This is a genomic window from Corynebacterium lipophiloflavum DSM 44291 (genome assembly GCF_000159635.1).
Lineage (GTDB): Bacteria > Actinomycetota > Actinomycetes > Mycobacteriales > Mycobacteriaceae > Corynebacterium > Corynebacterium lipophiloflavum.
Window position 1 is genome coordinate 1 of sequence record NZ_GG667192.1, and the last position, 11,930, is coordinate 11,930.

10 protein-coding genes and 2 tRNA genes are annotated in these 11,930 nt (G+C 62.0%); 10 read left to right on the forward strand and 2 right to left on the reverse strand.

Going from position 1 to position 11,930, the window contains the following annotated elements; all coding sequences use genetic code 11:
* Nucleotides 1-662 precede the first annotated feature (662 nt).
* The 4 genes from HMPREF0298_RS03210 to HMPREF0298_RS03220 all read left to right on the forward strand — a co-directional run bounded on the left by HMPREF0298_RS03210 (nucleotide 663) and on the right by HMPREF0298_RS03220 (nucleotide 6,516).
* Nucleotides 663-1,436 carry an ABC transporter ATP-binding protein gene (locus tag HMPREF0298_RS03210; RefSeq protein ID WP_006839662.1) on the forward strand — a complete coding sequence of 258 codons (774 nt, stop codon included), beginning with the start codon at nucleotides 663-665 and terminating at the stop codon, nucleotides 1,434-1,436.
* Between the two features lie 12 nt (nucleotides 1,437-1,448).
* Complete coding sequence (locus tag HMPREF0298_RS03215) at nucleotides 1,449-3,992, forward strand: ABC transporter permease (protein ID WP_245527441.1); 2,544 nt, start codon at nucleotides 1,449-1,451, stop codon at nucleotides 3,990-3,992.
* Nucleotides 3,993-4,149: 157 nt separating this feature from the next.
* A complete protein-coding gene (locus HMPREF0298_RS11765) occupies nucleotides 4,150-4,743 on the forward strand; it encodes a DUF3558 family protein (RefSeq protein ID WP_169304959.1) in 594 nt (197 codons plus the stop codon).
* Nucleotides 4,744-4,866: 123 nt separating this feature from the next.
* Nucleotides 4,867-6,516, forward strand: coding sequence for a hypothetical protein (locus HMPREF0298_RS03220; protein WP_006839665.1), 1,650 nt, complete (start codon nucleotides 4,867-4,869; stop codon nucleotides 6,514-6,516).
* Between the two features lie 29 nt (nucleotides 6,517-6,545).
* On the opposite strand, the gene HMPREF0298_RS03225 is transcribed toward HMPREF0298_RS03220, so the two are convergent.
* Both HMPREF0298_RS03225 and HMPREF0298_RS03230 read right to left on the reverse strand, forming a co-directional pair.
* A complete protein-coding gene (locus tag HMPREF0298_RS03225) occupies nucleotides 6,546-6,917 on the reverse strand; it encodes a FluC/FEX family fluoride channel (RefSeq protein ID WP_006839666.1) in 372 nt (123 codons plus the stop codon).
* Entirely contained in the window at nucleotides 6,914-7,249 is a 336-nt protein-coding gene (locus HMPREF0298_RS03230) for a CrcB family protein (protein WP_006839667.1), read from the reverse strand. The genes HMPREF0298_RS03225 and HMPREF0298_RS03230 overlap by 4 nt, the downstream gene beginning before the upstream one ends.
* 103 nt (nucleotides 7,250-7,352) lie before the next feature.
* On the opposite strand from HMPREF0298_RS03230, the gene pgm reads away from it, so the two are divergent.
* The 6 genes from pgm (at nucleotide 7,353) to HMPREF0298_RS03260 (ending at nucleotide 11,069) form a co-directional block, all read left to right on the forward strand.
* Complete coding sequence (gene pgm, locus HMPREF0298_RS03235) at nucleotides 7,353-9,011, forward strand: phosphoglucomutase (alpha-D-glucose-1,6-bisphosphate-dependent) (RefSeq protein WP_006839668.1); 1,659 nt, start codon at nucleotides 7,353-7,355, stop codon at nucleotides 9,009-9,011.
* Between the two features lie 116 nt (nucleotides 9,012-9,127).
* Entirely contained in the window at nucleotides 9,128-9,562 is a 435-nt protein-coding gene (locus tag HMPREF0298_RS03240; RefSeq protein WP_006839669.1) for a MauE/DoxX family redox-associated membrane protein, read from the forward strand.
* A gap of 50 nt (nucleotides 9,563-9,612) precedes the next feature.
* Nucleotides 9,613-10,359, forward strand: a complete 747-nt coding sequence (locus HMPREF0298_RS03245; protein WP_006839670.1) for a DsbA family protein — start codon at nucleotides 9,613-9,615, stop codon at nucleotides 10,357-10,359.
* Between the two features lie 93 nt (nucleotides 10,360-10,452).
* Nucleotides 10,453-10,525: transfer RNA gene (locus tag HMPREF0298_RS03250), tRNA-Ala, on the forward strand.
* Nucleotides 10,526-10,555: 30 nt separating this feature from the next.
* Nucleotides 10,556-10,628, forward strand: a tRNA-Ala gene (locus HMPREF0298_RS03255).
* Nucleotides 10,629-10,697: 69 nt separating this feature from the next.
* Nucleotides 10,698-11,069, forward strand: coding sequence for a DUF4440 domain-containing protein (locus HMPREF0298_RS03260; protein ID WP_006839671.1), 372 nt, complete (start codon nucleotides 10,698-10,700; stop codon nucleotides 11,067-11,069).
* Nucleotides 11,070-11,930 lie beyond the last annotated feature (861 nt).

Sequence of the window (11,930 nt, forward strand, 5' to 3'; positions counted from 1 at the left end):
CGCAGAGTCGTGCCGCCTTTGACCCGGCCGACCCAGCACGCCTTTAGGGTGTTTCTCACGGCTAGTCCGCATGGCGGACTCCACCACGGCAGAGTCGAGGCGGTTTAAGCCGATCTACCGGGTTAATCGAGCGGGACGCTCCCTCGTTTAGTCCGCATTGCGAACTCCACCGACTCCGCCAACGCAGAGTCAGGATGGCGCTCTGGTCCGCATCGCGGACTCCGCCACGGCAGAGTCCAGCCGGTTGGAGTTAGCCATATCGCGGACTCTGCCACGGCAGAGTGAGATGATGCTCGAACCAACGCATCGCTCGATCCAAGAGCGCTCCACCCCCGGCCACTCCGCATCGCGGACTCCGCCACGGCAGCGTCGAACCGCCTTTGGGCCGGCCTGCCGGCTTACACGGTGAAGCTAAAACCCTTCGTCTTCGATGAGCCTGCACAGTGGACTCCGCAGCTGCAGAGCCCGACCCCCCTCGACACCCACGGGCTCCGCCGTGGCAGAGTTTGAGCGTCGATAAGCAGGCGCTCCCATCCCCGCGAACGGCTTGAGGAGAGGAGATACCTACGGCCACATGTGTACCGGTTGCGACGTTGTGGGGCTGTCCCACGTAGCATGAACCGGAAGAAATATTTGGCACAAGGTGAGGCGGGTCCAAGGCTATGGCGAAACATCGGGCGGAAGACAGACTCGGGCAGCAGGATGAAAGATCGGAGGCTGCGGCTCGAGCGGTTGAGCTGTCCAAGCAGTACGGTTCGGGTGATACCGCGGTCGTGGCGCTCGCCGGTGTGACGGTCGAGTTCGCGCGCGGGCAGTTCACCGCGATCATGGGCCCGTCGGGCTCGGGTAAGTCGACGCTGATGCACACCATGGCGGGTCTTGATTCGTTCACCTCGGGGGCGGCGTACATCGGCAACACCCAGTTGTCGGGGTTGAACGACCGCGACCTGACGGATTTGCGTCGTGACCGCCTCGGCTTCATCTTCCAGTCGTTCAACCTGGTGCCAACGTTGACTGCCGCGGAGAACATCACGCTGCCCTCGGATATTGCTGGGCGTGAGGTTGATCAGGCTTGGTTCGACCAGATCAGCACGCGCCTGGGACTAGCGGATCGTCTGTCGCACCGTCCGAGCGAGCTCTCGGGCGGTCAGCAGCAGCGTGTCGCGTGTGCGCGTGCTCTGGTGAGCCGACCGGAAATCATTTTCGGCGATGAGCCGACCGGCAACCTCGATTCGAATTCGTCGCGCGAGGTTCTCCAGATCCTGCGCACGGCGGTGGACGAGGATGACCAGACGGTTGTTATCGTCACCCACGACGCTCGCGCAGCTTCGTACGCGGACCGTGTGATCTTTCTGCGTGACGGCCAGATTGTCGACGAGCTGTGGGAGCCGACGATGGAGTCCATTCTGCAGGTCATGTCTGGGATTGAGGGTTAGATGCGATCCGCTATGACTCGGGTTTCGCTGCGCAACATTGTCGCGCACAAGCTCCGCCTCGCGCTGACCGTGCTCGCCGTCGTCCTCGGCACTGCGTTTATTGCCGGGTCCCTGATGTTCACTAACATGCTGGGTAACACGTTCGACAGCGCCGTCAGCTCCCAGTTCGATGGTGTCGACGCGGTTGCCGCCCCGGGGGAGGGGTTGCCGGCCATCCCGAATGAGGTGGTGGATCAGCTGCGTGAAGCTCCGGGCGTCGACAAGCTCAATGTCGAGGCGATCGAGACGGTGGTTGCGGCGACGACCGACAACAACCCGATCCAGACCGGCCAGGGCACGTCGACGGCCGGCATTTACTACCCGCCGGCGGAGGCGGTCGGGCAGGCGCCGAGCATCGCTGAGGGCCGGGAGCCGACGGCGCTGGGCGAGGCGATCGTCAATAGCAACGCCGCCGAGAAGTACGGCATCGCGCTCGATCAGGAGCTCACGATCGTCGATGCCATGGGGCGCGAAACGTACCGCATCGTCGGGTTTTACGACGATGACATGACCCCCAGTTCCTCCCTCGCCTTCCAGGTCAGCCCAGAGACTTACACGCAGTTCTACACCGACGGGTCCACCGTGCCGCGTGTTTCGATGTCCGCGGTGGAAGGCACCACGGCGCAGCAGCTTGTCGACGACCTACGCAGCGCCCACCCCGAGCTGAATATCGACACCGGCGAAGTGCTGGCGGAGGAAGCCACGAAGCAGATCCGCGACGCCTTAAGCTTTGTCAGCTACTTCCTCATCGCGTTCGGCCTGGTTGGCCTGCTCGTGGGCACGTTCCTGATTGCGAATACTTTCTCCATGATCGTTGCGCAGCGCACGAAAGAGTTCGCGCTGCTGCGCGCGCTGGGGGCGTCGCGACGCCAAATCACGCGCTCCGTCTCAATCGAGGCCTTTATTGTCGGCCTGTTCGGCTCCGTGCTCGGTGTCGTCGCAGGCGCAGGAATCGTCGCCATCATCAAGGCGGTAATGAGTGCCAATGACATGCCGCTGCCGGAAGGCGGCCTTGGCTTGTCGACGCGGGCGGTTCTCGTCCCAATCGTCGTCGGCATCATCGTCACCATGATTTCTGCGTGGGCGCCGGCTCGACGCGCGGGCCAGGTACAGCCGGTGGAGGCGATGCGGGCGAGCGAGTCGTCGTCACCCCAGCCGCTGAAGATTCGCACCGTTGCCGGCACGATCCTCATTATCGCGGCCGTTATTGCCGCGGCCACTGGCATTTTGTGGGAAGACGGAACCACCGCGAACCGCGCGATCCTCGTCGGTGTTGCCGCCGTGGGCGCCATCGCGGGGCTGTTTCTGGGGGGGCCTGCCTTTTCGCTGCCCATCGTGCCGCCGCTCGGGCGTCTCATCGGTGCCCCCTTCGGTGCGGTCGGGCGACTCGCCTCCACCAACACGCGGCGCAATCCGCGCCGCACCTCAGCGACAGCTTTCGCGCTCATGCTGGGCATCGCGCTGGTCACTGTGATCGGCATGTTGGGTGCGACCATGAAACAATCCATCGCGGACGTCACCGAGAACGAAATCACCGCGGACTACGTGCTCACCGGGCCGCAAAACGGCTCCTTCCCCATTCCGCCGGACCTGCCGAGCAGGCTTCCTGACGTCGACGGGGTGGGCGACGTGGTCGCGTACTCGGAGGCGCCGATCGCCATTAACGGTGAATTTGGTTACCAGTTCGGGCCTTACGGCGCGTCGCCGGTGTTTTCCGGCGACCCCACAAAGCTGATGAAGCTTGAGATGCTCCAGGGCACCTCCTCGGTCGAGGGGGACACCATCATCGCCCCTGAGCCGTGGGCGACGGAGCGCGGATGGAACCTCGGCGACATGGTCACGCTTACCGCCCCGGGTCTGACACCGGCTTCCGTGGAGGTGACGATCGGCGGCATCTTCGCAGAATCGAACACGGTCAGGGCACCGGCGATCGGCTACGAGACCGCGCAAAAGGTGGTGCCCGCCGAGGCACTCAGTATCAACATGGTCGGGGTCAACGGCGACGGCACGGTCGATCCCGAGCAGCTGCGCGCCAACCTCGAGGAAGAGGTTCGGCCCGACATCATCGTGCAGGTGCGCTCGGCGGAGGAAATGGCCGGGCAGGTCACGGGCCTGATCGACCAAATGCTGTTCATCCTCTATGCGCTGTTGTCGCTTGCGGTGATCATCGCGGTCCTGGGCATCGTGAACACGCTGACGCTGTCGGTTATTGAGCGTCGCCAAGAGATTGGCATGCTGCGTGCTGTCGGAAGCCGGCGCGGGCAAATCCGGACGATGATCATTCTCGAATCCGTCCAGATGGCAGTCTTCGGTGCGCTGCTCGGAATCCTCATGGGCCTTGGGCTTGGATGGGCCTTCCTCACGGTACTCTCCGGACAGGGCCTCGAAGAGATAGTTGTACCCTGGGCACTAATCTGCATCATGCTCGGCGGCGCAGTCGTAGTCGGCATCCTTGCAGCCCTATGGCCAGGGCACCGGGCGGCGAAGACTCCGCCGCTGGACGCAATCGCGGATTAGCGGTGGCCCCTTGTAGGGCCCGGAGAGTGTCGCACTCCGCCGTGGCGGAGTCGGTAATCGTGGTTGTGCTGTTGCTGACGGTGGTTGGGGCAGGCAGAATTAGTAGTGTTTTTTGGCTTCGCGACAATGTGGGGGTTTGTCGGTGCGTCGGTGTGGTGTGGTTGTAGTCCTGTTTGGGGTTGTTTTAATCTCGGGGTGTTCGGCGGCAACGGATGCGACCGATACAGGGGAGACGAATGTTTCGGAGCCGGTGGCGTCGGAGACTACTCCGGCAGAGCCTGCTGCGTTTCATTTTGACAGCGGCGACCTGATCATCGGGCCGTTTAACCCCGAGGAGGTTAAGCACAATCTCTTCGATCCGTGCACGGAAATTTCCGATGCGGAGTTTGCGGCGGCGGGGTTGGCCAAGAGCGACGTGCAACCGGGAACCACAACAGTTCAGTTTGTGAAGGGTTGCTCGGTCGAAACCAATGACCCGTATAAAACGATCCTTTTGGTTACCAATGCCGCAGATAAGAACATAATCTTAGCTTCTTCGCCAGAATTGGGTTCACCCATTTCTGAACCACCCGAATCTTTTGCTTACGGTTCAACTGATGGAAGCGACGATATGTGTGACGTGGCGGTTGAGACCGACAGAGGAACCTTTTCGGTAAGCATCGGCACTTTAAAGAGCGGTACAGATGCTGACACTCTATGTGAGGAAGCGGGGGAGCTGCTTAATCGTCTTTTCGTAGCCAACAATCTTTAGATGCTCACTATGTTGTGCAGCGGGAGTGGGGTGGTTGTTAGCAGTAATACCTAGTATTTGCATTGTCACAAATTTGTCGCTCGTCTCAATGAACGAGCTGGCTATTTTACGAGGTGGGGGGACATGATCGGTCGTATCATTTTCGAACAAGGCGCAGTCGAGCACGCGGTAATCATGCTGAAGCAAATTGGGGCTTTGGCAAGCAAGGAGACTCTCCTCGCTAAACGACCAGACCTCACCGGTTTTTCTCCCGTGTCGGGTCTTGACGAGTCGGGTGTGTCGCATGGGCGTGTGTCGTCGGTGAGTCGGCCGGAGGCGTTGAAGGCGTTGGCCGCTCATTTGCTGGATGCGGCGGTGTTGCTCGATGCGAATTTGGATAGCGTAATTGGTGCTGACGGGGCGTTTTCGCAGATGGTCGGCAGTATTGGTCTGTCGGGTGTGTTAGGTGCGCCGGCGTCGGCGGTTGATGTGGATATGAAGATGGCGCAGGTGGAGAACCCATCGACGAACCCGTTTGTGTTCGGGCGGCCGGTGGCGGGGTTTGTTGCGTCGTTGCCGGTGTTGCATGGCCAGTTTCAGCTCACGGATCCGGCGTTGGCGGTTTCCGAGGCTCAGGCTTGGCAGTCGACGGCTGCGAATGTTTCTGAGGTGGTGTCCCGGTTGGATGCGGTGGTGGCGTCCTTGGTGTCGTCGGCGGAGACTGCGTGGGTGGAAAAGGCTATTGACCGGGTGCGTCGGATTCAGTGGGCGGGGGGCCAGTTCGCGGCGCATGCGTCGGCGATGGGGGTTCATGCTGGGAATCTGGCGGCGGTGGCGTCGTCGGAGAAAGCGACAGCGGCTGCCGCGTACGCGTCGTGGTTGGCGGCGCCGGTAGAGGCGAAACCGGTGCTGGAGCAGGCGTATATGGCGGCGTTTCCTCCGCGGTTGAACACGGGCCTGATGCCGACGGTGCCGTCATTTAACCAGTTGCTGCCAGCGTTGGATGCGATGCCGGCAACGCCGTTTTCGCCGGAGGCGATTAAGGTTCCCGCTGCGCCGTCGTTTGAGCGCATTGTCTTGCCGCGGGTTGTTCAGGACGCGATGGTGGCTAACGGGTTTGGTGATATGGCGTACGCGAGCACCCCGCAAGAAGTTATTGCCGCTGTGCCGGGAGGAGATGTGGCTGCACTCGGTGGGGTGTCACCGGTGAGTCCTGTCACACAGGCCGCCTCTGTGGCAACTGTGCCGCAGCTAACCCCGTCGGCGCAGTTGGCGTCGGCACCGCAAATTTCACCCGGTGCGACTGCTTCCGGGGGTTATGGTGCGCCGGCGGTTGGGTTGACCCCGGCCCTGAGCCCGCGTGGTGGTCTCAGTGCTGTTCCGGGTCGTACAGCTGGTCATTCGGGTGCGCACCGGGGTGTTGGTGGCAGGCATGGTGTGGGTTCAGCTGTGGGCGCGGGTACGGGTTCCGCGGTCGGACTCGTTGGACGCAGCGCGAGCACACCTTTAACCGCAACTACTCCGCTTGCCGGATATGCCCCGAACACCCCAGTCGCCTCGACCGGTTTTGGTGCCGCATCGACGGCAAACGCAGCTCAAACCACCAATCGCGCGACAGCACTTGGTGGACCGATCGGCCCGGGTGGCCACGGTGCTGGTGGTGGGTCGCGTAAGCGTCGTGTGCGTGCTGTGACCAGCGCCGTGGAACGCAACGGCAACCTGCGCGCCCTGCTCGGCGAGGCCCCCGCAGTACTACCCGACGTCATCGGCGACTACGTCCGAAACCCCAGGTAGATCCGTAGGGGGAACTCGAACCAGCCGCTCTAAGCCTGGAGGTCCACGCCCGCCCCCAGGTAGCCTATGTATGCGCCGGCGAGCCCCAACGCGGCGGTTGCCGCGGTGTACATCCCAGCACGTCGCCAGTTTCTGTCCTTGACAAGCTGCCCGAGCTCCCTCGCCAGAGTCGACCACGTGGATAGGGCACCGGCGAAACCGATGCCGAGAAACATCTGCCATTGTGGTCCCACCCCGAGCGACAGCCCGATGGCGATGGAGCCAAACAGGTTCGCAAGTAGCGTTCCGGCTAATCCCCCGGGAAAACGACTGAGCCCCCAGCGGGCGAGCCCACCAAGAAAAGCGCCGACGGCGACGGCTCCGATGGGCGTGACCGCGAGGATGATTGACAGGGAAATCATGCGCTGGCCCTGGTCCGGGTGCGCAGGGCGTCGCCAAGCAGCCATGCACCCACACAGACCACGAAGTAGACCGCGAGCAAAGCGAAGGCCCCCAGCGGCGAGTTTTGGGCGGCGGCGATGGCCACGCCGGAGAACGTCGTGAAGCCGCCTAAGAAGCCGGTCCCCCAGAACTTGCCGGGAGCGAGAAAGCCCATGGCCAAGCAGCCGAGCGCATTGACCATGTGGATGCCGTCGAAGGGTACAGCGAGTACGAGAGGGAGGGAAATGGTGAGCGCCCACCTGGTCAACGCGCCGAGCGTCGCGCCGGCGCCGACGACGAGGGCTTCTTTCACGAACGCACACCTTACCCCTTGCAAACCCGGATCCGTGGCAAAAACCGGCGGTTGCGGGAATGATTGATGGCGTTACCTATCGACGCGAAGGAGCATCTCCGACATGGCACATGAACGCGCGGGCCAGCCCGCCCAGCCGAAAGACCTCATCGACATCGCAGAGGTTGTCACCGCCTACTACACGCGTGAGATTGACCCGGAGAACCCGGACCAGCAGGTCGCGTTCGGCACCTCCGGTCACCGTGGTTCCTCGCTGGACAACGCGTTTAACCAGCAGCACATCTGGGCGATCACGCAGGCGATCGTGGACTACCGGCGCGACAACAACATCGGCGGGCCGATCTACATCGGCCGCGACACCCACGCACTGTCGGAGCCGGCGATGGTTTCCGCGCTTGAGGTGCTCGTCGCCAACGATGTGCTCGTGTTTGTCGACGCCGCCGGGGCGTACACCCCGACTCCCGCCGTGTCCCATGCGATTCTCCAACACAACGCGCAGCTTGACGGGGGAGTCACTGGCGCCGATCCGAAGCGTGCCGACGGCATCGTGATCACGCCGTCGCACAACCCGCCGCGCGACGGTGGTTTCAAGTACAACCCGCCCAACGGCGGGCCGGCGGACACCGATGCGACGGATTGGATCGCGGCGCGGGCCAATTCCTACATCGGGGATGGCTTGCGGGGCGTGGAAAGGGCGTCGATAAGCGGCGTGCTCGATGAGCGGGCCGGAAAGTTCGATTTTATGGGCTCCTACGTCGCTGACCTGGCGAACGTGGTCGACATCGACGCGATCCGCTCAAGCGGGCTGAGAATCGGCGCGGACCCGATGGGCGGGGCCAGCGTGCACTACTGGCAAGCCATCGCCGAGACCCACAAGCTCACCCTCACCGTGGTCAACCCGCTTGTCGACGCCACCTGGCGGTTCATGACGCTGGACACGGACGGCAAGATCCGCATGGACTGCTCCAGCCCGGACGCAATGGCGTCGCTGGTGGCCAGCCGCGACAAGTTCGACATCGCGACGGGCAACGACGCGGACGCGGACCGCCACGGCATTGTCACCCCCGATGCCGGGCTGATGAACCCGAACCACTACCTGGCGGTGGCGATTGAGTACCTGTATTCGCACCGCCCTTGCTGGGGCGAGCGCACCGCGGTGGGCAAAACGCTGGTGTCGTCATCCATGATCGATCGCGTCGTGTCCTCGCTGGGCCGTGAGCTCGTCGAGGTTCCCGTCGGGTTCAAATGGTTCGTGCCTGGGCTTATCGACGGCACCATCGGCTTCGGCGGCGAGGAATCCGCGGGCGCTTCGTTCCTGCGCCACGACGGAACCGTGTGGTCGACCGACAAGGACGGTCTGATCATGGACCTGCTCGCAGCCGAGATCACCGCCGTAACCGGGGACACGCCGTCGCAGCGCTACCGCGTGCTGGCCGGGAAATTCGGCGAGCCCGCCTACGCGCGTATCGACGCCCCCGCCAACCGCGAGCAGAAAGCCACCCTAAAGAAGCTCTCCCCGGAGCAGGTCACCGCGACCGAACTCGCGGGGGAGGAGATCACCGCGAAGCTTACCGACGCCCCCGGCAACGGCGCCGCCATCGGCGGGCTCAAGGTGACCACGGAAAGCGCGTGGTTCGCCGCGCGACCGTCGGGAACCGAGGACAAGTACAAGATCTACGCCGAAAGCTTTAAGGGCGACGAGCACCTCGCAAAGGTACAAGAGGAGGCCCAAGCATTAGTTTCCGAGGTACTTGGGCAGTAGCTCACAGTTTACCGGGGTATGACCTGTCAGGGGTCTCGGCTAAGGTGCTAGGGGTGATAACGACGTACGATGCCCACGAAGCGCAGGTGTCTCAAGCGCCTGGAGGCACCCGCGAGATGGTGCTCGACATCCTCTCTGCCGCAGCGCGGTTCTTTATGGCCTACATCTGGATCTCCGCTGGGTGGTCCAAGATCGGTGCGCACATGGATGTCACTCAGACCATCCAGGCGTATGAGATTTTCACCCCAGCCTGGTCGGACCTTCTGGCCCGCGTCATCGGCCCGATGGAGTTGGCGGGTGGGTTGCTGCTGTTGCTGGGCATCACGCTACGCCCGGCGGGATGGGTCTCCATCGGGGTGTTGATCCTGTTCATCATCGGATTGGGCTCGGCGTGGTCGCGGGGCCTGGTCATCGACTGCGGGTGCTTTAACCCGGAGCCGACGGAAACCGGCACCAACATCCTGGCGACGATGGCCCGAGACGTGTTCTACATCGCTATCACGTTGTTCATGATCTACCGCCCGTTTAAGAAATGGGCGATCTACCCCTAAACTAAAGGGGAAGTTTGTGTACGAGTCATCAAAGCGAAGGTGTTTAAACCATGACCACGCGTAAAGTTCAAAACCCCAACGACAAGGGCGGCGCCGCCTTCATCTGGGCTCTCGTCGCCGTCGTCGCCATCGCAGCTCTGGTGATTGGGCTGATCGTCTTCAACGGGCGCTCCCAGCGCAGCCAGGCGATCGCCGAACAAATGGTCCCCGTGGAGAACCTCGAGGTCAGCTACACGGAGGGTGACCCCTACTTCACCCTCTCGGCCGCCGAGGGCGGCGAAGGCGCCAAGTCGGTCGATCTGTTCGAGGATTTCTCCTGCTCCTACTGCGCCGACTTGGCAACGACGACCGACGGCGATGCCCTGGAGAAGATCCAGGCCGGCGAACTTGAGGTCAACGTCCGCCCGATGACCATTCTCGACTCCCAGGGCGGGCAGTACAGCCCGGGCCACTCCACCCACGCCTTGGCCGCTGAGCTCGCCTTGGCCGCCAACGGTGAGGCCGAGGCGCTGTGGAACCTGCGCGCAATGCTTTTTGAGAACCAGCAGAGCGTGTTCAACAAGCTGGACAAGGACGATTTCGCCGACCGCGCCAAGGAGTTTGGCGCCTCTGACGAAGCCGTCCAGGCCATCCGCGACGGCGCGTTCGAGGAGCAGGCCACCGCGATGGGCGAGGCCAACCTGAACTACCAGAACGAAAAGACCGGCACCGCCTACACGCCGCGCGTCATGCGCGACGACAAGGACCTCGTCGAGGGCCAGGAGATCACCAACTGGGTCGACGCGGCCACCGCGTAACCCGATTACAGGGGATTTGGTTGCACTTCGCGCCCGGGTGTATATTGAGCGGAGTTGTCCGCAGGTAACGCCCGCGGGTCACAAGTGCAACTTGGGGCTATGGCGCAGCTGGTAGCGCACCACACTGGCAGTGTGGGGGTCAGGGGTTCGAATCCCCTTAGCTCCACTTCATACAACCACATACGTTTTTCACCATGGGGCTATGGCGCAGCTGGTAGCGCACCACACTGGCAGTGTGGGGGTCAGGGGTTCGAATCCCCTTAGCTCCACAATTTTGAGCGTTGCTGCGCTTCGTGCACTGTTGCCGAAGGCTACGCACTGCTTTAAAGTTTCTGGCCATGGATCAGTTGTCTCTGGATTCCCTTTTGCACCTCGAGAGAGCAGGATGGGATTCACTCTGTAATAGCTCGGGGGCCGACTTTTACGGGGAGCTTATGACGGTAGATGGACTTATGGTCCTGGTGAACGGGTTCGTGTTGGACCGCGAAGCCGTCATCCTCTCCCTTAACGAGGCTCCGAGTTGGGACACCTACGAGATCACAGATGCCCGGATAGTTGCAGTTGGAGACGGGGCGGCCACCATTGTCTACAACGCCATGGCGAGTCGCGGTGGTCAGGAGCCATTTGAGGCGATAATGAGCAGCACCTACGCGCTGGTGGACGGTAAGCCCCGGCTCGCGCTCTACCAGCAGACGACAATCACCCACTGAATTGCGCCGCCCACCTACTGTGGGGCCCACGAAGTGATTGAGCTTGGTGATTCGAAAATGGAAACCTTCTGACCCTTCGGTTCCACGGGCTTTTCAACGTTGTGCGATCATGCAAAAACACCCACAACCGAATCTTGAGTGCCATCCAAAGTATTGATGATGGGGGCTTGCGCCTCACGTGAGGTCATGTTCAATGATGGGGACAAAAGGTCAAGCCCACACGAGTGGAGTATCTGCCTTTCGATAAAACAGGTAACCTGACGATCTCAGGACCGGCGCGAGCCCGATTGGGACCGGTTCATGCGGCCTCCTTAAACGGTGTTGTAGGGGTCGACGACACCATTACTGCTGGGATTCAGGATTGAGGGTTTCAGAGCAAAGGGCATTGACGGCAGCAGAGCGTGCCGTGTGTGCAGCGATGATCCGTCACGACAACGACGATGCGCGCTCGGTGACCCGCGTTGACCGTCAACGGTGGTGCTCTTGCCTCGATGGCCTTACGGTATTTCGGGGCTGCGGGTGTGGCTTGTGTCCGTCAGTCGATTTCGCCTACAAAGGTGCACCCGTCGAGTGCGGGAATCGCATCATCCTCAATGCCTACACTGACGACAACATCTTGGTTCTGCTGTTCATCGATAACGACTGACCTTCCGGTCTCGAAATCGTGCCTCCGTTCGATGAAGCCGTCGAGTTACCTTCGCCTGAAAAGTCTGAGGTTCTAAGCGTCGCACGAGGGTGTCCGATTCTTTGTGTGCGGGGGCTTGGTTTACAAGTAGTCCGCGAATCGGTCGGGGTATGCCACGGCTAGTTGGTTGATGGCTTGTTTCCACCCGGTGGCTTTCGCTCCTTCAATATAGCCAC